The organism is Achromobacter deleyi (assembly GCF_013116765.2).
GTDB lineage: Bacteria > Pseudomonadota > Gammaproteobacteria > Burkholderiales > Burkholderiaceae_B > Achromobacter > Achromobacter deleyi_A.
Genome location: NZ_CP074375.1, coordinates 1,144,277 through 1,170,824 on the forward strand (window position 1 = coordinate 1,144,277; position 26,548 = coordinate 1,170,824).

Annotated in this window: 25 protein-coding genes; 16 read left to right on the top strand and 9 right to left on the bottom strand. The window is 67.1% G+C overall.

Translation table 11 applies throughout. The annotated features are described in order from the left end of the window. Positions 1 to 43: 43 nt before the first annotated feature. From HLG70_RS05250 to HLG70_RS05260, 3 genes are read right to left on the bottom strand one after another with little or no spacing between them, the layout of a single operon-like run. Positions 44 to 760: an RNA polymerase sigma factor gene (locus HLG70_RS05250; protein WP_171663616.1), complete on the bottom strand. Its 717-nt coding sequence runs from the start codon at positions 758 to 760 to the stop codon at positions 44 to 46. A gap of 24 nt (positions 761 to 784) precedes the next feature. Next, positions 785 to 1,204 carry a DUF2231 domain-containing protein gene (locus HLG70_RS05255; RefSeq protein ID WP_171663615.1) on the bottom strand — a complete coding sequence of 140 codons (420 nt, stop codon included), beginning with the start codon at positions 1,202 to 1,204 and terminating at the stop codon, positions 785 to 787. Further along, positions 1,204 to 1,542, bottom strand: coding sequence for a hypothetical protein (locus HLG70_RS05260; protein ID WP_171663614.1), 339 nt, complete (start codon positions 1,540 to 1,542; stop codon positions 1,204 to 1,206). The genes HLG70_RS05255 and HLG70_RS05260 overlap by 1 nt, the downstream gene beginning before the upstream one ends. Positions 1,543 to 1,687: 145 nt before the next feature. Between HLG70_RS05260 and HLG70_RS05265 the strand changes: the two genes are divergently transcribed. Beyond that, complete coding sequence (locus HLG70_RS05265; protein WP_171663613.1) at positions 1,688 to 2,698, top strand: aldo/keto reductase; 1,011 nt, start codon at positions 1,688 to 1,690, stop codon at positions 2,696 to 2,698. Positions 2,699 to 2,737: 39 nt separating this feature from the next. Here the strand turns inward: HLG70_RS05265 and HLG70_RS05270 are convergent, their stop codons facing one another. Next, on the bottom strand, positions 2,738 to 3,310 hold the full coding sequence (locus tag HLG70_RS05270) for a TetR/AcrR family transcriptional regulator (protein WP_171663612.1): 573 nt from the start codon (positions 3,308 to 3,310) through the stop codon (positions 2,738 to 2,740). Positions 3,311 to 3,528: 218 nt separating this feature from the next. Here HLG70_RS05270 and HLG70_RS05275 point away from each other — a divergent pair, with 218 nt between their 5' ends. The 3 genes from HLG70_RS05275 to HLG70_RS05285 are packed head-to-tail and all read left to right on the top strand — an operon-like array spanning position 3,529 to position 9,338. Continuing rightward, the gene (locus tag HLG70_RS05275) at positions 3,529 to 4,701 is read left to right on the top strand and encodes an efflux RND transporter periplasmic adaptor subunit (RefSeq protein ID WP_419144794.1); all 1,173 of its coding nucleotides are present in this window, start codon (positions 3,529 to 3,531) and stop codon (positions 4,699 to 4,701) included. A 40-nt stretch (positions 4,702 to 4,741) separates the two neighbouring features. After that, on the top strand, positions 4,742 to 7,891 hold the full coding sequence (locus HLG70_RS05280) for an efflux RND transporter permease subunit (protein WP_171663611.1): 3,150 nt from the start codon (positions 4,742 to 4,744) through the stop codon (positions 7,889 to 7,891). 4 nt (positions 7,892 to 7,895) lie between these two features. Then, entirely contained in the window at positions 7,896 to 9,338 is a 1,443-nt protein-coding gene (locus tag HLG70_RS05285) for an efflux transporter outer membrane subunit (protein WP_171663610.1), read from the top strand. A gap of 18 nt (positions 9,339 to 9,356) precedes the next feature. On the opposite strand, the gene HLG70_RS05290 is transcribed toward HLG70_RS05285, so the two are convergent. Continuing rightward, a complete protein-coding gene (locus HLG70_RS05290) occupies positions 9,357 to 10,697 on the bottom strand; it encodes an MFS transporter (RefSeq protein ID WP_171663609.1) in 1,341 nt (446 codons plus the stop codon). Between the two features lie 74 nt (positions 10,698 to 10,771). Beyond that, a complete protein-coding gene (locus HLG70_RS05295) occupies positions 10,772 to 12,433 on the bottom strand; it encodes a GMC family oxidoreductase (RefSeq protein ID WP_171663608.1) in 1,662 nt (553 codons plus the stop codon). Positions 12,434 to 12,564: 131 nt separating this feature from the next. Between HLG70_RS05295 and HLG70_RS05300 the strand changes: the two genes are divergently transcribed. From HLG70_RS05300 to HLG70_RS05310, 3 genes are all read left to right on the top strand, one after another. Next, the gene (locus HLG70_RS05300) at positions 12,565 to 13,422 is read left to right on the top strand and encodes an IclR family transcriptional regulator (protein ID WP_171663607.1); all 858 of its coding nucleotides are present in this window, start codon (positions 12,565 to 12,567) and stop codon (positions 13,420 to 13,422) included. A 157-nt stretch (positions 13,423 to 13,579) separates the two neighbouring features. Then, positions 13,580 to 14,047: a helix-turn-helix domain-containing protein gene (locus tag HLG70_RS05305; protein WP_171663606.1), complete on the top strand. Its 468-nt coding sequence runs from the start codon at positions 13,580 to 13,582 to the stop codon at positions 14,045 to 14,047. Continuing rightward, positions 14,044 to 14,619 (top strand): PIN domain-containing protein, encoded by a 576-nt coding sequence (locus HLG70_RS05310; protein ID WP_171663605.1) that lies wholly within the window; start codon positions 14,044 to 14,046, stop codon positions 14,617 to 14,619. The genes HLG70_RS05305 and HLG70_RS05310 overlap by 4 nt, the downstream gene beginning before the upstream one ends. On the opposite strand, the gene HLG70_RS05315 is transcribed toward HLG70_RS05310, so the two are convergent. After that, positions 14,609 to 15,694 (bottom strand): methyltransferase, encoded by a 1,086-nt coding sequence (locus tag HLG70_RS05315; RefSeq protein ID WP_171663604.1) that lies wholly within the window; start codon positions 15,692 to 15,694, stop codon positions 14,609 to 14,611. The genes HLG70_RS05310 and HLG70_RS05315 overlap by 11 nt on opposite strands. 156 nt (positions 15,695 to 15,850) lie before the next feature. Between HLG70_RS05315 and HLG70_RS05320 the strand changes: the two genes are divergently transcribed. The 5 genes from HLG70_RS05320 (at position 15,851) to HLG70_RS05340 (ending at position 22,065) form a co-directional block, all read left to right on the top strand. Further along, positions 15,851 to 16,771 carry a helix-turn-helix domain-containing protein gene (locus tag HLG70_RS05320; RefSeq protein WP_171663603.1) on the top strand — a complete coding sequence of 307 codons (921 nt, stop codon included), beginning with the start codon at positions 15,851 to 15,853 and terminating at the stop codon, positions 16,769 to 16,771. A gap of 161 nt (positions 16,772 to 16,932) precedes the next feature. Continuing rightward, the gene (locus HLG70_RS05325; protein WP_234103404.1) at positions 16,933 to 19,068 is read left to right on the top strand and encodes a LamG-like jellyroll fold domain-containing protein; all 2,136 of its coding nucleotides are present in this window, start codon (positions 16,933 to 16,935) and stop codon (positions 19,066 to 19,068) included. 138 nt (positions 19,069 to 19,206) lie between these two features. Continuing rightward, positions 19,207 to 20,220 carry a Bug family tripartite tricarboxylate transporter substrate binding protein gene (locus tag HLG70_RS05330; protein WP_234103406.1) on the top strand — a complete coding sequence of 338 codons (1,014 nt, stop codon included), beginning with the start codon at positions 19,207 to 19,209 and terminating at the stop codon, positions 20,218 to 20,220. Between the two features lie 56 nt (positions 20,221 to 20,276). After that, positions 20,277 to 21,476, top strand: a complete 1,200-nt coding sequence (locus HLG70_RS05335) for a M20 aminoacylase family protein (protein ID WP_171663602.1) — start codon at positions 20,277 to 20,279, stop codon at positions 21,474 to 21,476. 118 nt (positions 21,477 to 21,594) lie between these two features. After that, on the top strand, positions 21,595 to 22,065 hold the full coding sequence (locus tag HLG70_RS05340) for a VOC family protein (RefSeq protein ID WP_171663601.1): 471 nt from the start codon (positions 21,595 to 21,597) through the stop codon (positions 22,063 to 22,065). A gap of 58 nt (positions 22,066 to 22,123) precedes the next feature. Here the strand turns inward: HLG70_RS05340 and HLG70_RS05345 are convergent, their stop codons facing one another. Together HLG70_RS05345 and HLG70_RS05350 are read right to left on the bottom strand one after the other, a co-directional pair. After that, positions 22,124 to 23,563 carry an MFS transporter gene (locus HLG70_RS05345; RefSeq protein ID WP_171663600.1) on the bottom strand — a complete coding sequence of 480 codons (1,440 nt, stop codon included), beginning with the start codon at positions 23,561 to 23,563 and terminating at the stop codon, positions 22,124 to 22,126. Between the two features lie 31 nt (positions 23,564 to 23,594). Next, positions 23,595 to 24,023, bottom strand: coding sequence for a VOC family protein (locus tag HLG70_RS05350; RefSeq protein WP_171663599.1), 429 nt, complete (start codon positions 24,021 to 24,023; stop codon positions 23,595 to 23,597). Between the two features lie 102 nt (positions 24,024 to 24,125). Between HLG70_RS05350 and HLG70_RS05355 the strand changes: the two genes are divergently transcribed. The 4 genes from HLG70_RS05355 (at position 24,126) to HLG70_RS05370 (ending at position 26,480) form a co-directional block, all read left to right on the top strand. Further along, the gene (locus HLG70_RS05355) at positions 24,126 to 24,470 is read left to right on the top strand and encodes a GFA family protein (RefSeq protein ID WP_171663598.1); all 345 of its coding nucleotides are present in this window, start codon (positions 24,126 to 24,128) and stop codon (positions 24,468 to 24,470) included. A gap of 87 nt (positions 24,471 to 24,557) precedes the next feature. Then, entirely contained in the window at positions 24,558 to 24,965 is a 408-nt protein-coding gene (locus HLG70_RS05360) for a carboxymuconolactone decarboxylase family protein (protein ID WP_171663597.1), read from the top strand. 9 nt (positions 24,966 to 24,974) lie between these two features. Next, complete coding sequence (locus HLG70_RS05365) at positions 24,975 to 25,586, top strand: LON peptidase substrate-binding domain-containing protein (RefSeq protein WP_171663596.1); 612 nt, start codon at positions 24,975 to 24,977, stop codon at positions 25,584 to 25,586. A 45-nt stretch (positions 25,587 to 25,631) separates the two neighbouring features. After that, positions 25,632 to 26,480 carry a hypothetical protein gene (locus tag HLG70_RS05370; protein WP_171663595.1) on the top strand — a complete coding sequence of 283 codons (849 nt, stop codon included), beginning with the start codon at positions 25,632 to 25,634 and terminating at the stop codon, positions 26,478 to 26,480. Positions 26,481 to 26,548 lie beyond the last annotated feature (68 nt).

Here is a 26,548-nt window from a genome sequence, read left to right on the forward strand (position 1 = left end):
CTTCGGGTGGCGGGCTGGCACTTGCCGCCCCGTCCCGGAGGCCTCAGATATCCTGGGGCGACGAGCCCTCGGCGCTTGCCCTGGCGAACACGCCCGCGATGATGCGATCGCAGCGTGCGCCATCGAAGGAGAAGGCGTCGTTCAGCGCGACGTCGATCTGGCTGGCCAGGCCTTCGCGCAATATGCCCCGGGCGCGAAAAAATCGGGTTCGCACCGTGGCCTCGGGTATGGCCAGCGCCAGCGCAACCTCTTTGACGCTCATTTCCTCGACCGCGCGCAGGACGAAGACGGTGCGGAAATCCTCGGGCAGCAGATCGATGCGGTCTTCCAATAGCTTGCGCATCTGGGCGCGCATCGCGGAATGCTCCGGCCGGCGATCGGGATGGTCCGTCAGCGACGCTTGAATGTCGGGGTCGATGGAGGTCATGGCGGCATCCAGTGGTATGACTTGCGCGTCCTTTCGTTTCAGGCGCGCAAGCGCCTCGTTGACGACGATCCGCACCAGCCAGGTCGAGAGCCTGGCCTCGGAACGAAAGTCCTTCAGGGCGCGCCAGGCGCGCAGATAGGCTTCCTGAAGCGCGTCCTCGGCCTCCCCGTCGCTCTTCAGGATGCTGCGCGCGGTGCGGAACAGCAGGCGGTTGTTGCGCCGCATGATCGCCTCGAAAGCCGCTTCGTCCCCCAGCGCCGCGCGCGACACGAGCTCGGCGTCGGTGGTCTGGGGCGAAATGGGCGCCGGCGTCTGGTGCTGAGGGTTTGGCATAGGGTCTCCGGGGCCTCTTTCGACCTACTTGCCGGAGCGGCCGACGCCGTGGTGATAAACCAGCGTGCCGCCAAGCCAGCCGCCCACCGCCAGGCAGAAGAAGCCCGCCGCGTCCAACAGCAAGGAAAGCGTGTCGGGCTGCAGCGGGCGCAGGTCCTCCAGCCGCAGCAACAGGCGGACGGTGAATAGCGTGCCGGCAAGCAGCATCGTTCCCATGTGCCAATAGGCCACTCGCATCGCCGGGCCTTCGGGCACCCGGGGCAGTTCGAACATGCCCGCGAGCATGGCCGCAAGCGCCGTGATGCAGCCCACCGCGAGCAGTCCGCCCGACCAGCGCCAGGCGGTCTCGCCGAACCAGAGCCCGGCGAAATCCGCCGCCACCGCCAGCGACCAGCAGGCGATGGGAAAATGCACCAGCGCCGGATGCAGGGGATGGCGCGGCATCACAACAGCACGCTTGCCAGGGTCAGGAAGCCCGCGACGGCGACGCCTGCATGGATCAGCACCACGGCTTTGGGCGGCAGCTTCTTGCGCGCATGGAACGAGGCCAGGAAAAACCCACCCAGCGCCGCCACCAGCAGCAGTACGAAGCCGATCATCACTTGCTGCGGCGCATTGCCCTGGACCAGCAGCGTGATCAGCAGGATCAGACCCGCCGCGCCCAGCAGCGCGTGCAGCAAAGACACCGCCCAGGGGGCGAACTTGTTGCGCAGCACATGCGCGGCAAGCACCAGGCCGCCAACGGCGGCGACCGCAAATATCACGACGGCATAGTTCAGCATGGGTTTGCTCCTTTTGCGCGTACCTGACCATTGGATGACTATGCGGGGAGCTACGTTCCCGATGCCAGGGTTTTCTCCATGGCTGGCTGACGCCCAGGCTCGGGGGTAACATCCAGACCTCATCATCCGCCAAGGGAATCACGCCATGAATTACCGCCGACTGGGAACCAGCAATCTCCGGGTATCGCCGCTATGCCTGGGCACCATGATGTTCGGAGAGCAAACGCCCGATGACGAGGCCGCGCGCATCGTCGCGTCGGCTCGCGACCATGGCCTGAATTTCATTGACACCGCGGACGTCTACAACGAAGGCCGTTCGGAAGAGGTCGTGGGCAAGCTGCTGAAAGGGCAGCGCCATGACTGGGTGCTGGCCAGCAAGATCGGCAACCCCGTCGGCCGCGGCCCGAACCTGGCGCACTACTCGCGCCAATGGCTCATTCGCGGCGTGGAGCAGAGCCTGTCGCGCATGGACACGGATTTCATGGACATCCTGTACCTGCACCGCGACTACCACGAAGAAAATCTGGAAGAGGCGCTGTGGGCGCTGGGCGACCTGATCCGCGCGGGCAAGCTGCGCAGTTTCGGCCTGTCGAACTTCCGCGGCTGGCGCATCGCCGAGGTGATGCGCCTGTGCGAAAAAATGGGCGTGCCCCAGCCGGTCGTGTGCCAGCCGTACTACAACATGCTGAACCGCGGGCCTGAAGTCGAGATCCTGCCGGCCTGCAAGCACTACGGCCTGGGCGTGGTGCCCTACAGCCCGATCGCGCGCGGCGTGCTGACGGGCAAGTACCTGCCTGGCCAGGCGCCGGCGGCGGATTCCCGCGCCGGACGCGGCGACCGCCGCATCCTGGCCACCGAGTTCCGCGAGGAATCCCTGCAGATCGCCCAAAAACTGGTGCAGCACAGCGCCTCGCGCGGCGTGCAGGCAGGCCATTTCGCGACCGCCTGGGTGCTGGCCAACCCCATCGTCACCGCCGTCATCGCGGGCCCGCGCACGCTGGCGCAGATGGACGACTATTACGCGGCACTGGAGGTGAAGATCACGCCCGAGGACGAATCCGTGGTGGACGGCTGGGTCACGCCAGGCCATGCGTCTACGCACGGCTACAACGACCCCAACTATCCGTTCTACGGCCGCCCCGTCGCGGCCGCCTGAACCCGATCCGGCCGGACCTCTTGTCAGCCCCGGGGCACGCTAGCCCGGGGCGCGGGCCGGTTCGGCCGCGATGCCATGCAGCATCATCTGCTCGGCCACCTGGGCAATGCCCAGCCGGGCGACGCGCCCGCGCCTCTCGGCATCCACCATGCTGGTGATCACCGCAATGAATAATTCGCAGAGCGCGGCCGCGGTGATGTCCACGCGAAAGGCGCCTTCGCGCTGCCCGCGCAGGAAGAACGCGTCCAGCGTCTCCTGGTAGCCGGACCAGCTGTTCATGATGTCGGGCTCCAGCTCGGTGTCGGGTTTCCAGTTGTAGATCAGGAAAGCCGTCAGTTCCTTGTGGGCCAGGTGCTGCTCGATCAGGCTGCGCAGGGCCTGACGCGGCGCAGCCGATTCCAGGTGCGAGTCCGCCAGCGCCTGCTTCATTACCTGGGCGCAATGCGTCATCAGGCGTAGCACCAGCTGGTCCCGCGTCTTACAGAAGCGGTATAGCGTCGCCTTGCTGACGCCGACGGCCTTGGCCAGTTCCTGCAAGGTCGCCCGCGGCTGATCCACCATCGCCAATGCCAGAGCGACCAACAGCCGCTCGTGCCCCGCATCATCAGACATTGCCTGCCTCCCCGTCATGTGTTGGTACTTCCTCTTGAGCGATATTGAATCATGGCTGATTCAGTTTGTACAAACTTTCGCCGATTTATCAAGTAAAGACTTGTTAATGGACAAATTAAGAAACTTACGAGCCATTTGAATCAATATTGATTCAAATCAATTATCCAGGTACCATTGGCGTCTTATTGAGTTCAAATCGCCGCAGGCGGGGGTATCAAATGATGTTGAGTAAAGAAAGGCGGCTGCCCCTGGCGGTGTTGCTGACGGCGATGTTGTTGGCGGGATGCGGCGGGGACCAGGACGCGCAGCCGCAGGCGCCCGGACCCCGGCCCGTGCAAGTGCTGGCAGTGCAGCCCGAGCGCTTTACGCTGTCCAGCGCACTGCCTGGACGGGTCGAGCCCATGCGGGTGGCCGAAGTGCGCGCCCGCGTGGCCGGCATCGTGCTCAGCCGCAACTTCGAAGAAGGCGCGGACGTGAAGGCGGGCGACGTGCTGTTCCGCATCGATCCGGCGCCCTTCAAGACGGCCTTGTCGCGCGCGCAGGGCGAACTGGCCAAGGCGGATGCCGCCGTGTCCGACGCGCAGGCCATCGTCCGGCGCTACGCGCCGCTGGTCAAGATCGAAGCCGTCAGCCAGCAGGATTTCGATACCGCCACCACCACGCTCAAGAGCGCCCAGGCGGCGCGCCGCTCGGCTCAGGCCGATGTGGAAACCGCGCAGCTGAACCTGGACTACGCCACCGTCAAGGCGCCGATATCCGGACGCATCGGCCGCGCGCAGGTGACCGAAGGCGCGCTCGTGGGCCAGAACGAAGCCACGGTGATGGCGAAGATCCAGCAGCTGGATCCCGTCTACGTGGACTTCAACCAGCCGGTGGGCGACATGCTGCGCATGCGCAGCGCCATGCAGAACGGCAGCCTGGGCGAGGGCAGCAACATCTCCATCACCATCGACGGCACCGACCAGAAGCGCGACGGCCGCCTGCTGTTCTCGGACATCGCCGTGGACCGGACCACCGGCCAGGTGGCCTTGCGCGGCGAGTTCGCCAATCCGGACGTGCTGCTGCTGCCGGGCATGTATGTGCGCGTGCAGACGCAGCAGGGCGTGGACCCGGCGGCGATCCTCGTGCCCCAGCGCGCCGTCACGCGCAGCACCGATGGCAAACCGCAGGTGCTGCTGGTGGGCCAGGACGACGTGGTGGAGAGCCGCGCCGTGCAGACCGGCACGATGCGCGGGGGCGACTGGCACATCACCGAGGGCCTGGCCCCCGGCGACCGGGTCATTGTCGGCGGCGTCAACGCCGCCGTGCCCGGACAGAAAGTCAGCGTGACTCCCGTAGCCCAGGCGAAGGTCGCCTCCGCCAGCGATGCCGCAGCCCATGCCGCGAACTGACCGGCCCAAGACGCGCCGCGCGCATTCCCGAGGATAGAACATGTCCAAGTTTTTCATTGGCCGCCCCAATTTCGCCTGGGTGGTGGCCATCTTCATTTCGCTCGCCGGCCTGCTGGCGATTCCGTCGCTGCCGGTATCGCAGTTTCCGGTGGTGGCGCCGCCCCAGGTGACGATCGCCGCCACCTATCCGGGCGCGTCCGCGACGGTGCTGGTCGACTCGGTGACCAGCGTCATCGAAGAGGAGCTGAACGGCGCCAAGAACATGCTGTACTACGAGTCGTCCAGCAGTTCCAGCGGCAGCGCTGAAATCACGGTCACCTTCCAGCCGGGCATGGATCCCGACCTGGCGCAGGTGGACGTGCAGAACCGCATCAAGAAGGCGGAAGCGCGCCTGCCCACGGCCGTGACGCAGCAAGGGCTGCAAGTCGAGCAGGCCAGCTCCAATTTCCTGATGATCTACGCCCTGACCTATAAGGGCGAGGATGCGCACAAGGACGTGGTGGGCCTGTCCGACTACGCCGCCCGCCACATCAACAACGAGATCCGCCGGGTCAACGGCGTCGGCAAGGTGCAGTTCTTTGGCGCCGAAGCGGCGATGCGCGTCTGGATCGATCCGCAAAAGCTGCTGGGCCTGGGCCTGTCGGTGGCCGACGTCAACGCGGCCATCGCCGCGCAGAACGTGCAGGTTCCGGCAGGCAGCTTCGGCAGCCGCCCGGGGTCGCCCGAGCAGGAGCTGACCGCCACGCTGGCCGTCAAGGGCACGCTGGACAACCCCGAGGAATTCGGCAGGATCGTGCTGCGCGCCAATGCCGACGGTTCGTCCGTGCGCCTGGCGGACGTGGCGCGGCTGGAAGTGGGCCGCCAGAGCTACGACTTCGAAACCCGCCTGAACGGCAAGAAGGCGGTGGGCGCGGCGGTGCAGCTTGCGCCCGGCGCCAACGCGATCGACACGGTCAAGGCCGTCAAGGCGCGGCTGCAGGAACTGTCCGCCTCGTTCCCCGAGGACGTGGCGTTCTCGGTGCCGTTCGACACGTCGCAGTTTGTCAGCGTGGCGATCACGAAGGTGGTGCATACGCTGCTGGAAGCCATGGTGCTGGTCTTCCTGGTGATGTTCCTGTTCCTGCAGAACTTCCGCTACACGCTGATCCCGACCATCGTGGTGCCGGTGTGCCTGCTGGGCACCTTCGCCGTGATGTCGGTGCTGGGCTTCTCGGTCAACATGATGACGATGTTCGGCATGGTGCTGGCCATCGGCATCCTGGTGGACGACGCCATCGTGGTGGTCGAGAACGTGGAGCGCATCATGGCCGAGGAAGGGCTGTCGCCGCGCGAGGCCACGGTCAAGGCGATGGAACAGGTGTCCGGCGCCATCGTCGGCATCACGCTGGTGCTGTCCGCGGTCTTCCTGCCGCTGGCGTTCATGAGCGGTTCGGTGGGGGTGATCTACCAGCAGTTCTCGCTGTCGCTGGCGGTGTCGATCCTGTTCTCGGGCTTTCTGGCGCTGACGTTCACGCCGGCCCTGTGCGCGACGTTCCTCAAGCCCATCCCCAAGGGCCACCACGAGGAAAAGAAGGGCTTCTTCGGCGCGTTCAACCGCGTGTTCAACCGGCTTACGGGGCGCTTCGAGGCGCTGAACTCGCGGCTGGTCAAGCGCACCGGCCGCTATATGGTGATCTACGTGGCCATCGTCGCGGTGCTGGGCGTGCTGTATGTGCGCGTGCCGGAATCCTTTGTTCCGCCGGAAGACCAGGGCTATGTCATTGTCGACGTGCAGCTGCCGCCGGGCGCGACGCATACGCGCACGGACAAGGTCGTGGCCGACGTGGAACAGCACCTGATGTCGCTGGACGCCATGGGCGACGCCTTTACCGTGATGGGCTTCAGCTTTTCCGGCACCGGCCAGAACGCGGGCATCGCATTTCCGACGCTCAAGGACTGGTCCGAGCGCGGCAAGGGCCAATCCGCCGCCGACGTGGCCAATAGCGTGAACGAACGCTTCGCCGTGATCGACGATGGCGGCATCATGGCCGTCAACCCGCCGCCCATCGATGGCCTGGGCAACTCGGGCGGCTTCGCCCTGCGGCTGCAGGACCGGGGCGGCCTGGGCCGGGCCGCGCTGACCGAAGCGCGCGACCAGCTGCTGGCCAAGGCCAACGGCTCGCCCGTGATCGCCTACGCCATGATGGAAGGCCTGGCGGACGCGCCGCAGCTGCGGCTGGACATCGACCGCCAGAAGGCCGAGGCGCTGGGCGTGGGGTTCGACGTGATCAGCACGGCGATCTCCTCGGCCTATGGCTCGGCCACGGTCAACGACTTCGCCAACGCCGGGCGCCTGCAGCGCGTGGTGGTGCAGGCCGACGTGCGCGACCGCATGACGCCCGAGAGCATCCTGCAGCTGAACGTGCCGAACAAGTCGGGCGGCATGGTGCCCTTGAGCGCGTTCGTGAAGACCGACTGGGAAACCGGGCCGGTGCAGATCTCGCGCTACAACGGCTACCCCGCCTTCAAGATCGCGGGCGACGCAATGCCGGGGCACAGCACCGGCGAAGCCATGGCGGAGATCGAGCGGATCGTATCCGAGCTGCCCGATGGCATCGGCTACGAGTGGACGGGCCTGTCCTACCAGGAGAAGTTCGCCGGCGCGCAGGCGCCCATGCTGTTCGCGCTGGCCTTCCTGGTGGTGTTCCTGCTGATGGTCGCGCTGTATGAAAGCTGGGCGATTCCGGCGTCCGTCATGCTGATCGTGCCGATCGGCGCGCTGGGCTCGGTGCTGGCGGTGACGCTCCTGGGCATGTCCAACGACGTGTACTTCAAGGTGGGCCTGATCACGATCATCGGCCTGGCGGCGAAGAACGCCATCCTGATCGTGGAGTTCGCCAAGAGCCTGCGCGAGCAGGGCCATACCCTGGCCGACGCCGCCATCCAGGCCGCCAAGCTGCGGTTCCGCCCCATCGTGATGACGTCGCTGGCGTTCATCCTGGGCGTGGTGCCGCTGGCCCTGGCGACGGGGGCCGGCGCGGCCAGCCAGCGCGCACTCGGCGTGGGCGTGATCGGCGGCATGCTGACCGCCACGCTGCTGGGCGTGATCTTCGTACCTATCTTCTTCGTGTGGGTGTTGTCGCTGGTGTCGCGCAAATGGGGCAAGTCCTCGTCCGTGCCCGCTGCCGCGCCGGGCACGATTGGGGAGTGATTTCATGATGCAGACTTTCTTTCCCTTGCGGCTTTCCGCGCTGGCCCTGAGCGCGGCGCTGGCCGGATGCTCGCTGGCGCCCACCTATGAACGGCCGGCTTCGCCCGTGGGCGACCACTGGAGCCAGACCGCGGCCGGCGCCGCGTCCCAGCCGTCCACCGCGGCGTCGCTGGATTGGCAATCCTTCGTCACCGACGACGGCCTGCGCAAGCTGGTGGAGCTGGCGCTGGAGAACAACCGCGATCTGCGGCAGGCGCTGCTGAACATAGAAGCGGCCCGGGCGCAGTACCGCATCGAACGCGCGGACCGGCTGCCGGGCATCAATGCGCAGGGCAGCGGCACGCGCCAGCGCGTGCCGGGCGACCTGAGCAGCACGGGCAGCGCGGGCGTGCAAAGCAGCTATCAGGCGGGGGTGGGCCTGACCTCGTTCGAGATCGACCTGTTCGGCCGGGTGCGCAGCCTGTCGGACGCGGCGCTGCAGGAATACCTGGCGACCGAGGCCACGGCGCGCGGCGCGCAGATCAGCCTGGTGGCCGAAGTGATCCAGGCCTATCTGGCCCGCGACAGCGCGCAGCGCCGCCTGCTGGTCACGCGCCAGACGCTCGCCAGCCGCGAAGCCTCGCTGGAACTCATCGTCAAGCGGCGCCAGGCGGGCACCGCCACCGCGCTGGACTACCAGGAAGCCCTGGGGCTGACCGAGCAGGCGCGCGCGGAGCAGGAGCGCATGGATCGCGAGGTCCGGCAGGCCGGCAACGCGCTCGGCCTGCTGGTGGGGATCAGCGACCTGTCGCCGTACCTGCCGCAGCGGCTGGTCGAGGCGCCGCTGCTGGTGCAGGAGATCGCCGCGGGCGCGCCGTCCGAGCTGCTGGAGCGCCGGCCGGACATCCTGGCCGCGGAGCATCAGCTGCAATCGCGCAACGCCAGCATCGGCGCGGCGCGGGCGGCGTTCTTTCCCAGCATTTCGCTGACCGGTCTGTATGGCAGTTCCAGCGCGGACCTGTCCGGCCTGTTCGATTCCGGCCAGCGCGCCTGGTCGTTCATGCCGCAGATCACGCTGCCGATCTTTGCCGGCGGGCGCAACGTCGCCAATCTGGACCTGGCCACGGTGCGCAAGGACATCGCCGTGGCGCAGTACGAAAAGACGATCCAGACAGCGTTCAAGGAAGTCTCCGACGCGCTGGCGGCGACCGATACGCTGCGCCGCGAAGAGGCCTCGCGGCGCGCGCTGGCGCAATCCAGCCTGGAGGCCATGCGCCTGTCCGAAGCGCGCTACCGCGGCGGCGTGGACAGCCACCTGCGCTACCTGGACGCGCAGCGCAGCGCCTACACGGACCAGCTGGCCTATATCGACGTCAGCACCCAGCGCCAGGCCGCGCTGGCGACCCTGTTCAAGGCGCTGGGCGGCGGCTGGCCGGCGGCGCGGGGGCCGCAAGCCGCGCTTGATTGAGCCGCCGGCCTGGCCGGTTCATGCCTTGCGCAGCCCCGCGCTGGGCATGGCCGGCTGGGCCGCGTCGTCCTGTCCGGCCGGCTGCTTGCCACGTCCGATCAGCCAGGCGCAGAAGGCCGACACCACGCCCGCGAACAGTACGTACAGGCAGATCAGCCAAGGCTGGCCGCCGCCGGTCTTGAGCAGCGCGGTGGCGATGATGGGCGTGATGCCGGACGCGAAAATCCCCGAGAACTGATAGACGAACGAGATGCCGGTGTAGCGCACCTTGGCGTCGAACAGCTCGCAGAACAGCGCGGCCTCCGGCCCGTAGATGGCGGCGTAGAGGATGCCGAAGGGAATGATGATGGCCAGCCAGATCAGCATCACATTGCCGCCGCTGTTGATCATCAGCCAGAAGCCCGGGAAGGATGCGGCGGCGGTGATGAGCGATCCCCAGAAATAGACGCGCGTGCGGCCGATGCGGTCGGACAGGCGGCCAAAGAACGGGATGAAAAAGCACATCACCAGCGCCGCGGCCATCACGCCTATCAGCGCCTCGGTCCGCGTGATCTGCACCGTCTGGGTCAGGAATGAGATCGAGAACACGCCGAACACATTGAAGAACACGCCATCGATGTAGCGCGCGCCCATGCCCTTGACGACATTGCCGGGATAGCGCTTCATCATGTCCATGAAGGGGATGCGGCTTTCGGCGTTGTTGGCCTTGACCGCCGTGAACTCCGGCGTCTCCTTGATGTTCAGGCGGATGTACATGCCCACCATCACCATGGCGGCCGAGGCCAGGAAGGCGATGCGCCAGCCCCAGGCCATGAACTGCGCGTCGGTCAGCAGGGTGGACAGGAGCGCCACCGTGCCCGAGGCCAGGCACAGTCCGATTGCCAGCCCGATCTGCGGCAGCGACGCATAGAAGCCTTTCTTTTCGGGAGGCGCATATTCGTAGGCCATCAGCACCGCGCCGCCCCATTCGCCGCCCAGGCCTATGCCCTGGAACACCCGCAGCAAGAGCAGCAGGATCGGCGCCCAGATGCCGATGCTGTCGTAGGTGGGCACCAGGCCGATCAGGAAGGTGGCGACCCCCATGATCATCAGCGTCATCACCAGCATGCTTTTTCTGCCGATGCGGTCGCCGAAGTGGCCGAAGATCAGTCCGCCCAGCGGCCGGGTCACGAAGCCGACCGCGAAGGTGGTGTAGGCCAGCATGGTGGAGACCAGCGGGTCTCCGGTGGGAAAGTACAGCTTGTTAAACACAATGCCCGCGACGACGCCATACAGGAAAAAGTCGTACCACTCGATGGTGGCGCCGATCAGCGACGCAGTGACGACTTTGCGTACCGCGGCTTCATTTTGCTTGGCCATGTCTAGTCTCCTTTGGTGGGGCGGCCGGGCAATCTGCGTTGTCCTGCGCCGTTTCTTTGCGCTATCCGTAACTGCTATCCGGGATCCGTCATCTCCATCCGGGCGGTCGTGCGCAGCGTCTGTGCACGGGCCTGCCTGATGTCCTGCAACATGAAATCGGCCGCGCGTTCGGCCAGCATCACGACCGGCGCATTGGTGTTGCCGGACACGAGGGTGGGCATGATCGAGCAATCCACCACCCGCAGGCCGGAAACGCCGCGCACGCGCAGGCGTTCGTCCACGACCGCCATGGGATCGTCGCGCGGCCCCATCCGGGCAGTGCCGGAAGGATGGAAGATGGTGGCGCCGTATTGCCGGCAGAAGTGCAGGATCTCGTCGTCGGTGCGGACGTCGGCGCCGGGCCGGAATTCGCGCTTCATCAGGCCGGCCAGCGGTTCGGTCGCGGCGACCTGCCGCGCGTACTTGACGGCGGCCACCGCCATGCGGCGGTCCAGCTCCGTGGACAGGTAGTTCGGCTGCATGGAGGGCGCTTCGAAAGGATCGGCGCTGCGCAGCTGCACGCGGCCGCGCGAGGATGGGCGAAGCTGGCAGACCGAATAGGTGCAGCCGGAGAACGGGTGTACCTTGCCCCCCGCCATGTCCGCCGACAGCGTGGCGAAGTGGAACTGGGTGTCGGGCCTGCGGCTGGCGGGATCGACCCGGCAGAACAGGCCGCCCTGGTTGATGCCGACGGCCAGCGGACCGCTGCGGAACAGCAGCCATTGCAGCCCCATGCGCGCGCGCCCGGCCAGCGTGCGCAGCTGGTCATTGGTGGTGATGGGGCGGGTCGTCTCGAAAATCAGGCGGATCTGCAGGTGGTCCTGCAGGTTTTCGCCCACGCCAGGAAGGTCGCGCACCACGCCGATGCCGAACTGGCGCAGCAGGGCGGCCGGGCCGACGCCGGACAATTGCAGCAGCTGCGGCGATTGCAGCGCGCCCGCGCACAGCACCACTTCGCGCCGCGCGCGCAGCGTGCGCACCTGGCCGTCCTGCCGGTAACGCACCCCGCAGGCGCGGCGGCCTTCGAACAGTATTGCCATGGCGTGCGCGTCGGTCTCCACGCGCAGGTTGGGGCGGTCCTGCGCGGGGCGCAGATAGGCCACGGCGGTGGAGCAGCGGCGGCCGTTGCGCGTGGTGAGCTGGTAATAGCCCACGCCTTCCTGGTCGCCGGTGTTGAAGTCCTGCACGTGGGGAACGCCCAGCTTGCCGGCGGCGGCGATCAGCGCTTCCACCAGCGGGTGCGGCGTCCTGATGGACGTGGCGTTGAGTGGGCCTTCGGTGCCGCGAGTGGGGCCGGGACCCAGGTCGTTGTTTTCCAGTTTGCGGAAGTAGGGCAGGCAGTCGTCCCAGCTCCAGCCTGGGTTGCCGGCGTCCGCCCAGGCGTCGTAGTCGGCGCGCTGGCCGCGGATGTAGATCAGGCCGTTGATCGAGCTGGATCCGCCCAGCGTGCGGCCGCGCGGCCAATAGATGCGCCGGCCCAGCATGTTGGGATCGGGGTCCGTGTAATAGCCCCAGTTCACCACTTTGTGGAACATCGTCTTGCCGTAGCCGATGGGGATGTGTATCCACGGGTAGCGGTCCTTGGGGCCGGCCTCCAGCAGGCAGACGGAATGCGCGCCGTCCGCGCTCAGCCGGTTCGCCATCACGCATCCGGCTGACCCGGCCCCCACCACGATGTAATCCACGGTATCGGACATTTCCGCACGGTCTCCCTTATATACTGGGCTACGCCGGGTCCCTGCATGGCAACGCGGACCAGGCCGGCATCTGTGGCGATTCTAGGAAGCGGGCGCGTAGAACAAAGCACAACAAGCGCAAGGGCGGGGAAATGGAACAGAACATGCGGCTTCGGTTTCAAAATCGCAGTGCAGCATCGGGCCAGGCGCCCGAAGCAGGCGCCAGCGACGCCGCCGGCCAGCAGCAGGAAGCCTCGCGTTCGCTGCGGGCCCTGCTGGTGCTGGACCATCTGGCGCGGGCCCAGCATCCGCCCACGCTGGCGCAACTGGCGCAGCGGCTGGACATGCCCAAGACCACGCTGATGCGGCTGCTGGCGGCCATGCAGCGCGCCGGCTTCGTGGCGGCCACGCCCACCGAGAACGGCTATGTGCCGGGACCGCAAGCCACGTCGCTGGCCCTGTCCACCTTGCGCGCTTCCGCTTTCACGCGGGCCTGCCGCGCGGTGCTGACCAAGCTGGTCGCCACCTTGGGCGAAACCTGCAACCTGACCGCGCCGGACGGCGACCAGGTGGTCTACATGGAACGGGTCGAGACCACCGAGCCGCTGCGCCTGTTCTTCGCGGTGGGCAGCCATGTCCCCATGCACTGCACCGCCAGCGGCAAGCTGTTCCTGGCTTCCATGAACCGCCTTGAGCGAGGCCGCGTGCTGGCGCGCCTGCCGCTCACGCGGAACACGCCGCGCACGCTGACGGACCCGGCGCGGCTGGAAGAGGAACTGGAGCGCCTGGCCGCGCGCGGCATCGGCATCGACAACGAAGAGTTCGTGCGCGGGATGAGCGCGGTGGCGGTGCCGGTGCGCGACGACGAAGACCGCGTTGTCGCGGCGGTGGCCTGCCATGCGCCCACTGCCCGCGTCATGCTGGATGACCTGCTGCGCGCCGTCCCCGTGCTGCAGGGCGCCGCGCAATCACTGCGCGAGGTGCTGGCCCTGCATCGGCCCGGGGGCTGAAACACAGAATCCCATCATGCCGAGGCCTCCACCGAAGGCACGCCCGGTCAACTGCGTCCCCATACTTCTTAAGCCCGGAATAGGATGGTTTCGTTTATTGCGAGTTTCGAATATTTCGTTTAAGATGTGAGCCGTCATGGAGCCACGGAGTCTTCCTATGCCTCACACCGCGCTGTCCAAAATGGTGCTGCCCGTCGAGCGCGAGGTAGAAGCGGCTGTGCAAGGCCAACGCGCCTTGGCGGCCTACCTTGCAACCAGGTTCGAGACTCAAAGCATCCAGATTCTTGACGACCAGAACCAGGCCCACAACGTGGAGTTGCCCACCTCGGCGCTGCGCCTGCTGGTGGATATCCTGGCGGAACTCGCCGACGGCAACGCCGTCCAGGTCGTCCCGATCCATGCCGAGCTGACAACCCAGGAAGCCGCTGATCTTCTCAACGTTTCGCGGCCCCATATCGTCAAGCTGCTGGAAGAGGGCCTGCTCCCATTCCACCGAACCGGCAAGCACCGCCGCGTGCGCTTCGCCGACCTGATGCAGTTCAAGGCTGAACGCGAGCGCGCCAGCGAGCAAGCCATGGAAGAACTTGCCAGGCAGGCCCAGGAACTGGCCATGGGGTATGAGTGAGGCATTCGCCGTTCACCGCCGTCTACGACGCCTGCGTCCTGTATCCCGCACCTCTGCGCGATTTCCTGATGTGGCTCGGGCTGTCGGGAAGGTTTCGCGCGCGATGGAGTCCGCAGATCCACGATGAATGGAAACGCAATCTGCTAAGCAACCGAGGCGACCTTACGTCCGAGCAACTGGACCGCACTTCCGCCTTGATGGACCGGGCAATTCCAGATGGCTTGGTTACCGGCCACGAGACTCTCATCGCCGGGCTGAGTCTGCCGGATCCCGATGATCGCCACGTACTGGCCGCGGCAATCCGCTGCAGCGCGAGCGTGATCGTCACGTTCAACCAAAAGGATTTTCCGGCCGCTGCGCTCGACCCCTACGGCATCGAAGCGCAGCACCCGGACGAGTTCGTCGAAAACCTGTTCGATCTGGACCAGGCTGCAGTCGTCTCCGCCGCCCAGCGCCAGCGCGCACAACTCAAGAATCCGACAATGGATGTGAATCGTTATCTGGACGTGCTTCTGCGACAGGGACTGGTTCAGACTGTCAAAGCACTGAGTACCTATCAGGCTATTTTGTGACGCCGCATAAGTCCCTGGGTTTCAGGCCGAAAGCGCCCGCCTCATTGCGCTGCGCAGGCTTGCGGGCGGCCAGCACATGCAGCGGAGCCATGGGGAAACGTCCGGAGTCAAAGCCGCGCACTTCGGCGTAGCCGCAATCCTGCAGCATCCTCTGCAATTCGCCCTGGCGGGTCACGCGCCGGCCCAGCAGCAGCATCGGCAGGTAAAAGGGCAGCACGCGGGCGGCGGCGCAGGCATCGGCGGCGATTTCGGCGTGGGCCATCACCAGCAGTCCGCCCGGGGCCAGCGCCTCGTGCATCTTGCGCAGGGCGGCGGCGGCGTCCGGCACGAAGTGCAGCACCGAAGAGCACCAGATCAGGTCATAGCCGGCCCCGATGGGGTCGCGCGCGAGATCTCCGCCCAGCACCGTCATCCGGCCGGCCAATCCGGCCTGGACGATGTTCTCTTGCGCCACCGCGGCGGTTTCAGGCCAGTCGAACACCACGCCCGTGGCTTCGGGGTTGCCGCGCACCAGGTCGATTCCGATGAGTCCGGGGCCGCCGCCCAGGTCCAGGATGCGCCGGGCCTGCCCCGCGCCCGGCACGCAGCCGATCGCTACGCGGGCCGCGGCCACCGCGACGGCGCGCTGTTCCTGGCCGATCTGCACGCGGGCCGCGTCGGCCCATCCCTTCGCATTGGTCTGCACATAGGGATCGGGCGCCGGCCCGTCCAGGCTCAGCAGCCCGGCCAGCTGTTCGCTGAAATGCGCCAGCGAACGGCGCCGGTATCGCCACGCATCCGCGCAGTAGCCGGGCTGCCCCTGGCAAAAGTGCTGGCGCGCATGCGGCTGGCACAGGTATCGCGGCGGGTCGCCTTCCATGCGGTGCAGCAGGTCCAGGCTCCACAGCATGTCCAGCAGGTGCGCGGTCTGCGGGGCGCGCAGGCCCAAGGCACCGGCCACCTCGGCGGCACTGGCGGGTTCGGTCAAATGGTCCAGCACGCCCAGGTCCAGGGCGGCGTCCAGCGCCGTGGCCTGGATCGGCGCGGCAGCCAGATTCCAGTAGCGTTGCATGGGGTGGGAGAGGTCTGAATGCATGATGGGTCCTGGTTGGACGCTGTCCTTGTGCAGCGCTTGCGTCGATGGTATTTATTTATGCGAACAGCGATCCCCCATTCTTGTATGCGTTCCGGATCCGTTCATATGCGTATCGTCGGCGGCCGCGCAGCGGGTCGCGCCAGCAAAGGAAGCTTCATGCCCACGCGCGTTTCATCCACGCTTGCCCAGGCGCGCAGCGGCGCCCGCCCGGGATGGCAGCGCCATGCCTTGCCGCAAGACCTGGGCGACTGCCATGCCGACCGGCTGGATCTGGACGATGGGCTGACGCTGGTGCATTCGCAGTACACGCCGGCGCGCGACCTGATCGAAGAGAGCGCGGCCGGGCAGGGCGCGCGCACGCTGGTCATTACGCTGGCGATGCAGGGCGCGTCGGCCTATCGGGGCGCCGACGGATCGGGGCTGGACTTTCGTGGCGGCCACACCACCGTGACCGCATTCCAGCGCAGCCCGGGAGAGCGCCGCTACCTGGGCGGCGCCGCGGTGTCGCAATTGCGCCTGCTGGTGGACGAACGCATCTTGCGCCGCTACGCGGGCGATGAGCGCGCCGATGGCTTGCTGGGCGGGGGGCGGCTGCGTTGCCTGGCGCAGGGGCGCTCCACGCCGGACCTGGCCGCCGCCGCCGTCGAACTGGCCGGAAGCGCCGATCCGCTGGACGCGCACATCCGGGCGCTGACCCTGCTGGCGCGTCAGTTGCGGTGCCTGGCGCCCGCGCCGCAAGACGGCCGCCTCAGCCAGGCCGACATCGCGCGGCTGGAAGCGGCGCGCGCCTTGATGCAGGAGCAGATGGACCGCGAGCTGACCGTGCAGTACCTGTGCCTGGCCACCGGACTGAACGAGTTCAAGCTGAAGGAAGGATTCCGCCAGCTCTACGGCAACAGCCCGCACCGGCTGCTGACCGAGCTGCGCATGCGACGGGCCTGGGAACTGCTGGAATCCGGCTGCCAGGTGGCGCAGGCGGCCTATCGCGTGGGCTATCGCCATCCGGCCAATTTCAGCGCGGCCTTCACGCGCTTTCACGGCCGCGCGCCGAAGTCCGTATTCGGCAAACGGCGCTGATTCAAAGACCTTTCACGTACTGGTCACCCGCGGTTCATTCCCCTGTTGCATTGCCTGCCTAGAGTGGCGGCTTCGGGCGCGGATGCCGTGGGGCATCGGATCGTCCGGTCCAGGGGGGACCGGCGCGCGCCCGGGACTTCTCTCGAATCACGGAGTGCAGAGTGTCTTCAGACCAGAAAGAAAGCGGGATCGGCCAGGACGCCGGGGACGGCTTGCAGCAGCACGGCGTCAACACGCGCCGGCGTTCCATCATCAAGGCGGGCGTGGGGACGTGGGCGCTGCCTGCCGGCCTGACTTCCCTGCTGGCGGCCTGCGGCGGCGACGACGATGAGGACGCCGCGGCGTCTGGCCCCGGTGGCGGCAACGAAGGCGGGACCGAACCGCCGCCCGCGCCGAAGCTCCTGTCCAGTTTCGGACTGGTGGTGCTGCCGGACACGCAGTTCTATGCGCGCTACGCCACGGCTGAAACCGGCAACCAGTTCGCCAAGCTGTTCGGCAGCGAACCGTTCATGGCGCAGACCAGCTGGATCGCGCAGTCGGCCAAGGCGCTGAACATCCCGTTCGTCATTCATGTGGGCGACGTGGTGGACCAGGTGTCCAAGCCGCAGCAATGGGAAGTGGCCGACGCCGCCATGAAGCGCCTGGAAGACGCGGGCGTGCCGTACTCGATACTGGCGGGGAACCACGACGTGCTGCAGGACATCGGCTTTGAGTCCGACCCGGTCAACGGCACGGACGCCACCCGCGACCCGGCGGCCGAACCCTACCTGAAGTGGTTCGGCAAGGACCGCGCCGGCGCGCAGGCCACCTTCCGCGGCCGCGACGCCAGCGGCTTTCACGAATACCACGTGTTCGAGGCGGAAGGGCAGCAGTTCCTGGTGCTGTCCTTGTCTTGGCGCGTGTCGGACGCCGGCCTGGCGTGGGCCCGGCAGGTCCTGCAGACGCATTCCTCCTTGCCCGCCATCCTGGTCAACCACCAGTTGCTGGCCATCGCCAACGACGGGGTGAGCCCGCTGGAAGTCGACTACGGCCTGATGCTGTGGGACAAGCTGATCCGGGGCTGCGACCAGATCTTCATGACCGTCAATGGCCACCATCACGGCGCCGCGCACCTGACGAAGATCAACGACTTCGGTCATGCGGTCGAGGAAATGGTGGTGGATTACCAGATGGCGTATCAAGGCGGCAACGGCCTGTTGCGCTTCTATGAATTCGACCTGAGCAATAACCGCATCGTCGCGTCGTCGTTTTCGCCGTGGGTGCCGCAGAAGCCCAAGGCCACGGTCAATGAATTCGACCAGGCGGTGCTGACCGACGCGAACAACCAGTTCGTGATCGAGATGGACTTCACCAAGCGCTTTGCTGCTTTCAATCCCAACTTCAAGGCGGGGCCCGGCTCGCGCGAAGGCAGCGTCACGGACGCCGCCCTGGCGTTGGCGCTGAACGGCTACACCGACGCGAAGCCGCCCGAGAAGGCCGCGCCCGTCAACGATGAAGACTACGCGCACGCCGCCGGCACGCTGGCGCACTGGCGCTTCGTGGGCGGCGTCGCGGGCGCCGCGGTCGCGCAAGGCGCGGTGATCGCCGACAAGTCCGGCAACAACAATGCGCTGACGCGCGCGCCGCTGAACGCGCCGGCGGGCAACACCGCGCAAGAAGGCGACCTGGTCTGGAGCGCCGACCGCCATCGCCTGTCGGCGGCGCCCGGCAGCATCACGTTCCGCAATACCGCCGGGCCGCGCCTGAGCTACTTCCTGACCGACGTCGCCGCGACGCTGAACAACGAAACGTTCACCAGCGGGTACACGGTGGAGGCCTTCATCAAGATCGCTGGCGACTGGACGGCAGCCGCCAACGCCTGGATGAACATCATGACGCGCGCCGGACGCCGCGGCAATCTGGCGGGATGGGCCGGCAGCCTGCCGCAATCGCCGCCCCTGCAGTTCGCCATCTCCAATCTGCGCGAAGTGCAGTGGGAAGTGGTGCCCTCGGTGGTCACGCCCGTCAGCGCGCGCACCAATTGGTCGGGCGAGATCCTGGTGGACACGTGGCTGCACGTGGCGGTGGTCAACGACCCCGCGACGCGCGAAACCACGATGTACGTGGAAGGCGCGCCGGTGCTGCGCAACGCCGTGGACGGCGCGGGCCTGGCCTCGCTGGGCCTGCCGTGGACCGTGGGCGCGGGTTACTGGGATGGCGGCGATCCCAGTGGCGGCTTCCTGGGTGCTCTGGGCGAGATTCGTGTCGTGGGCAAGCCGCTGCAACCCGCGGAATGGCTGACGGCGCGCGCGTCCTGATTCCACCGGCCAGGAGGCTTATGTGTAAAAATCTCGATAAAATGTATTGACGCCGAGATTTATGCTGCTTATCGTAGAAAAGCGCGTCGCACAGATGACCGGCACATAGCCGGCGGCAGGCGCGCCTGGAGACAAGCAGTGACACGCATACGCGACACCCGGAGACACGGGCGGGGTACCTTCTTGCGGCGCGCCGCGTCCTGCCTGGCCGCGCTTGCCGCGCTGGCGGCCGGGCCGTCGGCCAGCGCCGACACCTGGCCGGCCAAGCCCGTGACCATCCTGGTCAACGGGGGGCCCGGCAGCTTGCCCGACCTGTTCGCGCGGCCCCTGGCCGAACGCCTGCACCGGGCGTTCGGCCAGGCGGTCGTCGTCGAGAACAAGCCGGGCGCCGGCGGCATGCTGGCCATGCAGCAGCTCAAGTCCGCGCCGGCGGACGGCTATACGCTGGCGCTGGTGACGAACGCGCATCTGGTGTGGAACCCGTACATCTTTCCGGCCCTGACCTACGACCCGGCGCAGGACTTGCAGCCCGTCAGTCCGCTTGCGGTCATCCCGATGGCGCTGACGGTCAATGACAAGATGCCTGCGCGGTCGCTGGATCAACTGCTGGCGCAGGCGCGCAAGCAGCCGGGCAAGCTGAACTACGCGTCCTCCGGCAACGGCAGTCCGCCGCACGTGCTGTTCGAAATGCTGCGGGAACAGGCTGGCGTGGATATCATGCATGTGCCGTTCAAGACGGGAACCGGCGCGCTGAACTCGGTCCTGGCGGGCGATACGCAGATGTACTTCGCCGGCACCGCCTTGGTGGAACCGATGGTCAAGGAAGGCCGCCTGCGCGTGCTGGCCATGAGCGAAACGGTGCCGGACGCTGCCTTCGGCAAGGCGCCTACGCTGGCCGAGCGCAATTTCTCAGGCTTTGAAGGCGCGGTGTGGCTGGGCATCGCCGCGCGCGCGGGCACGCCCGACGCGATAGTCCAGCGGCTCAATACGGAGATAGGCCGCGCGCAGCAGGACGGCGCGCTCAAGCAGATGTATGCCAGCCACGGTTCGCTGCCGTATCACCTGACGGCGCAAGCCTTTGCCCGGCGGGTCGCGGCGGAGCGCGACGCCTCGGGCCCCGTGCTGCGCAAGCTGGGCATCAAGCCCGACTGAATTCCATCCATCCAACCCGGAACCCACGGCTCCGCCAGCGGAGCCCATGCAGGCATATGAATCTGATCGAAGACATCGTTGAACACTCCTCGTCCATCCGCGAGATCCGCCGGGACATCCATGCGCATCCGGAACTGGCGTTCGAAGAAAACCGCACCTCGCAACTGGTGGCCGAACTGCTGGAAAGCTGGGACATCCCGGTGCATCGCGGGTTCGGCAAGACCGGCCTGGTGGGGGTGATCCGCAGCGGCGATTCGCCGCGCACGCTCGGGCTGCGCGCCGACATGGACGCGCTGCCGATGCAGGAGGTGAACCAGTTCAGCCATGCCAGCAAGCACGCCGGCGTCATGCACGCCTGCGGCCATGACGGCCACACCGCCATGCTGCTGGGCGCGGCGCAGCACCTGGCCCGCCACCGGAACTTCGACGGCACCGTGTACCTGATCTTCCAGCCCGCCGAAGAGCGCGGCGGCGGCGCGCGCGAGATGATGCGCGACGGCCTGTTCCAGAAGTTTCCGATGGAGGCGGTATTCGGCATGCACAACATGCCGGGCATTCCGGTTGGATGCTTCGCCTCGTCGCCCGGGCCCGTGCTGGCGTCCAACAGCGAGTTCCATGTGACGATACGCGGCAAGGGCGGCCATGCGGCCATGCCCCACCTCGCCATCGACCCGATCCCGGCGGCGGGCCAGATGATCGAAGCGTTCCAGACCATCATCAGCCGCAACAAGAAGCCGCTGGAGACGGCGGTCATTTCGGTGACCACGCTGCGCGCGGGCGAGGCGGTCAACGTCATTCCCGATGTTTGCGAATTGCGCGGCACGGTGCGGGCCTACACGCGCGAAACGCTGGACCTGATCGAGCGGCGCATGGGAGAAATCGCGCAGCATGTGGCGGCCATGTTCGGCGCCCAGTGCGACTTTGTGTTCACCCGGCACTATCCGTCGACCATCAACCATGAGGCCGAGACCGCCTTCATGCGCGACGCCCTGGCAACGGTGGTGGGGCCGGAGCATGTGCTGACGCAGGCGCCCATCATGGCGGCCGAGGATTTTTCGTTCATGCTGGAAGAGGTTCCCGGCAGCTATTGCTTCATCGGCAACGGGGAAGGCGACCATCGGGAACCCGGCCACGGCGAGGGCCCGTGCCTCGTCCACAACACCAGCTACGACTTCAACGACGCCTTGCTGCCCATCGGCGCCAGCGCATTCGTGAGGCTGGCGGAGGCATGGATGCCGCAAGGCCGGAAGGCGTGACGCAAGCGGCGGCCAGCCGGCGGCCGGGGCGGCCGCCATGACGCTATTCTTACGGGATGGCGCGTCCGCGCAAGGCCGCGGGCGCGCCCTTTCGCAGGCTTCCTGAAGGAGATCCGGAATGATCGACGTTTACCGCAACAAAGGTCTTTCAAGCGCTGTGTCCTATCTGGACCCGAAGGCCGCCTTCCGCTGGCTCGAGACCGCATTCGGCTTCGAGCCGCTCTTCGTCATTCTTGACGACGATGGCAATCTGGTTCATTCCGAAATGGCGCACGGCGATTCCGTTGTCATGATAGGCGGCGAGTGGAGCGACGATCACAAGAGTCCGCGCTCCGTCGGCGGCAAGAATACCCAGTCCATCCATGTGCAGCTCGCGCAAGGAGACGACGTCGACGCGCACTGCGCGCATGCGCGGGCGGCGGGCGCCGAGATCCTGCAGGAGCCGGATACGCAGTTCTACGGCGATCGGATCTATCGCGCGAAGGATCCGGAGGGCCATGTCTGGACTTTCGGCGTCACCGTCCAGAAGCTGACGCCTGAGCAATGGGACAAGGCGAGCGGGCTTACCACCCGGGCGCGGCTGGATTGAACGTGTTGCGCGGGGCTGCGGAGCGCGTCCGATCCGACCGGGCGCGCGTCCCGATCCCTCAGGGCGGCGTATCCGCGCGGGCGTGCAGTTCGCGATTGCGCGACTTGAGCAGCGCCGCGCTGAGCGCCGCTGCCGCGGCGGCGATAAGCGCGCCGGCCAGGAAAGTCACCTGATATCCGCCATTGAGCGCCGCGACGGGGTCGGCGCCGGCCCGCGCAAGCGTGGCGCTGCGGGCCGCCGCCAGGCTGGCCAGCACCGCCAGCCCCAGCGCGCCGCCCATCATGAAAGCGGTATTCACCACGCCCGAGGCCAGTCCGGACTGGCTCGGTTCCACGTCGCTCATCGCCGCCAGCAGCATGGGGTTGAAGGCCACGCCGGCGCCCACGCCCAGCAGCAGCATGCCCGGCAGCACGTCCGCGGCAAAGCCGCCGTCCACCGGTGCGCGGGCGAACAGCGCCAGCCCCAGCGCCGCCATGAACAGGCCCGCAGCCAGGGGCGCGCGTATGCCGAAGCGCATGACGATTCTGGCCGACAGACCCAATGAGAAGGCCGCCATGATCAGGTTGGCGGGCAGGAAGGCCAGGCCGACCTCCATGGGGCTGTAGCCCAGCACGCGCTGCATGTACAAGGCCGACACGAAGAACCAGGCGAACATCGCGGCAGCCCACAGCACGCCGACCAGGTTGGCGGTGGCGACATTGCGCAGGCGGAACAGCGACAGCGGCATCAGCGGCGACGCGACGCGCGCTTCGATGGCCAGGAACAGCGCCATCAGTGCGACGGCCGCGCCCAGCAGGCCCAGCGACTGGGGAGAGGTCCACCCCGCTTCGTTGCCGTTGACCACCGCGTACACGGCCAGCATCAGCGAGGCCGTGACGGAGAGGGCGCCGGCTACATCCAGCCTGGCGCCGGCCGCGGCCGGGGGCGCCTTGGGCAGGAGGCGCAGGCATAGCGCATACACCAGTACGCCGATCGGCAGGTTGACCAGGAAAATCCAGTGCCAGGACAGCGCGCTGGTCAACAGGCCGCCCAGCAGCACGCCGATGCTGCCGCCGCCCGCGCAGACGAACCCGTACACGCCCATGGCTCGCGCCCGTTCGCCGGCTTCGGTGAAGAGATTCATGATGAGCGATAGCGCCACCGCCGACACGACCGCGCCTCCCAGGCCCTGCGCCGCGCGCGCGGCAATGAGCAGCGCCTGGCCCTGGGCCAAGCCGCAGGCCAGCGAGGCGACGGTGAATAGCGTCAGTCCCGCCAGGAACATCCTGCGGTGTCCCAGCAGATCGCCCAGCCGTCCTCCCAGCAGCAGGAAGCCGCCGAAAGTCAGCATGTAGGCATTGACGACCCAGACCAGCGAGGTCTCGGTGAAATCCAGGTCTTCGCGGATCGAGGGCAGGGCGACGTTGACGATGGTGGTGTCCAGCACGATCATCAGGACGCCCAGGCAGAGCACCAGCAGCGCCCACCAGCGCTGGCTTCCATGGATGCCGTGTGTCATCGGGTCTTGTTTCCTTTGGTGCGTACAGGTTCTAGTGGCTGAGGCGCCCGCCGCTCACCATCCAGCGGGTGCCGTAGCGGTCGATCAGCGCGCCGTAGGCCTCGGCCCAGAATGTCTTTTGCAGCGGCATGGTCACGCTGCCGCCGTCGGCCAGATGCTCGAACACGCGCTGGGCGTCGGAAACCGTGGGATAGACAAGCGCCAGCGCCACGCCCTGCTTGCCGGGATAGGGATGGCCGGCCGTGGCGTCGCTGCCCATCAGCGTCTGCTCGTCCAGCGCCAGCCGGGCGTACATGATGCGTCCGGCGTCCTCGGAAGAAAGCACCGGCATGGCGGCGTCGGCGGGCGCGTCGGCGTAGCGGACCAGCGCCTCGAGCCGGCCGCCCAGCACGCGTTCATAGAAGCGCATGGCGTCGGCGCAATTGCCGTCGAAACTCAGGTAAGCGGATAACTGGGGCATGATGTCTCCGTGCCGGGTGACGCCCGGCTCGTCCGCATGGCCAAGGCGGGCGGCTGGGCTCTATGATGGGAGTCTGCCCCGGAAACGCCAAGGAGCCAGACCATGCAACAAGGAAGCTGCCATTGCGGACAGATCGCGTTCGAAGTCGACGGCGATGTGTCCCAGGTATTGGAATGCAATTGCTCGCACTGCAGCCGCAAGGGTTACCTGCTTTGGTTCGTGCCGCGCGCGCAGCTGCGCATCACGTCATCCACGCAGAGCCTGTCCACCTACAAATTCAACAAGCACGTGATCTCGCATCATTTCTGCGCCAACTGCGGCTGCGCGCCGTTTGGCTTCGGCGTGGGGGCCAAGGGCGAGGAAACCGCGGCGGTGAATGTGCGCTGCGTTGAAAATCTGGACCTGAACGCGCTGACGCGCATTCCGTACGACGGCCGCAACGCCTGAACGCCGGGCTGCGGCACATGATAGGGCAATGGGCGCAATCGTGAAATAACGGCGGGGTAACGTGTTTTATCAACCAGGAGCAGGGTAATGAGTACGGTAAAGCTGCTGTCCGACGACGAGATCCGCAAGAATCCCGAGGCGTGGGCGGTGTTCGAGGACATCCGGGCCACGCGCAAGTCGGACTTCGTCAACAACTTCTGGCGCGCGCTGGCCAACGATCCGCCGCAGATGCGGCGCGTCTGGGACCAGCTCAAGCAGGTCATGCTGGCCGAGGGCGAGCTGCCACCGCTGGTGCGCGAGATGATCTATATCGCCGTGTCCACGGCCAATGGCTGCACCTACTGCGTGCACTCCCATACCGCCGCGGCCAGGGCCCGCGGCATGACCGACGGCCAGCACGCCGAACTGCTGGGGGTGATCGGCATGGCGGCGCAGACCAATGCCCTGGTGACGGCAATGCAGGTGCCGGTGGACGATGCCTTCCACGTGAAATAGGAGGCGGCCATGTCGCTGATTCCGTTGTTTCCGCTATCCAACGCGTTGTTTCCCGCCGGCGTGGTCCATCTTCGGATCTTCGAGGTGCGCTACCTGGATATGATCCGCCGCAGCATCGCGGAAGGCAGCGAATTCGGCGTGGTGGGCCTGCTGGCCGGCAATGAGGTGCGCTCTCCGGAAGGCCAGGAGATGCTGTCGCCCGTGGGCACCATGGCCCGCGTCGACACCTGGGAGGCGCCCATGCCGGCATTGCTGGAGATCCGGTGCACCGGCACCGGGCGTTTCCGGCTGCTTTCCAGCGTAGTGGCAAAATACGGTCTTTGGATGGGCGAGGCCGAGCCCATCCCCGATGACCTGCCCACGCCCGTGCCGCAGGCCATGCAGGCCAGCGCCGATGCGCTGGGACGCCTGGTGGCCCAATGGCAGCAAGATGGCGTGCCTCCCGAAAGAATGCCGCTGGCGCCGCCGTTCCGGCTGGACGACTGCGGCTGGGTGGCGAACCGCTGGTGCGAGCTGCTGCCGCTGCCTCCGGACGACAAGGCCAGCCTGCTGGCCCTGACGGACCCGGTGGCGCGCCTGGCGGCAATTCAGGACGTGCTGCGCGGCCAGGGGCTGGCGTAGGGACCGGGCAGGAGCCGGGTTGGGCAAGAACCGTATTTGGACACCATGGATATCAGGATAGACGAAGGCCTGCGCGCCTATATAGACCCTTTGACCGAAGACGAGCACGCCGCGCTGGAGCGCAGCCTGCTGGCTGAAGGCTGCCGCGACGCGCTGGTGCTGTGGGGCGACCTGCTGGTGGACGGCCATAACCGCCATGCGCTCTGCATGAAGCACGGCATCCCATTCCAGACCATCCAGAATCCGCGCTTCAAGTCCATTGAAGACGTGCATCTGTGGATGATCGAAAACCACCTGGGCCGGCGCAGTGTGTCGGACTTCCAGCGCGGCGTGCTGGCGCTGCGCAAGAAGGAAATCCTGCAGTCGCGCACCGCGCCCGAGGACGGTTCGCCGCCCTGGGACGAGGACGCGCCGGCGGCCGAAGGCGCTCCGCGCGAGCCGGCCAACGTGCCGTGGACGCCCGCCGTGCCCAGCCGCCAGGCCCTGGCGCGGGCCGCGCGGATCAGCAGCAATACGCTGGGCCAGATCGAAAAGATCCAGAAGGCCGCCGCCCCGGAACTGGTGCGCGCGGTGAAAGAGGGCGCGATTTCCATCAATGCGGCAGCCGCGGTGGCGTCCTTGCCCGCCGAGCGCCAGGCGGCCGCCGTTGCCGGCGGCAGGAAAGAGCTGCAGCAGGCCGCGCGCGAGGTGCGCCAGGCCAAGGCGCCGGCGCCGCGCGAGGCTCCGCCCGAGGAGCCCATCGAGAACATCGAGGATCTGCCCGCCGAAGTGGCGCGCCTGCGCCAGGTGCTGGCGCGCCTGACGGACGAGCGCGACCAGCTGAAAAAGAAGGTCATGCACCTGACGGTGGCGCTGGCCGAAGCGCGCAATGCCGCCGGCGGCGGCGACGATTGACAGGCGCGGCGCTCGGTCCCCTCATCCCGTGCATTGAACGAAGCGCCAGGGGCCGACCGCCCGGCGCT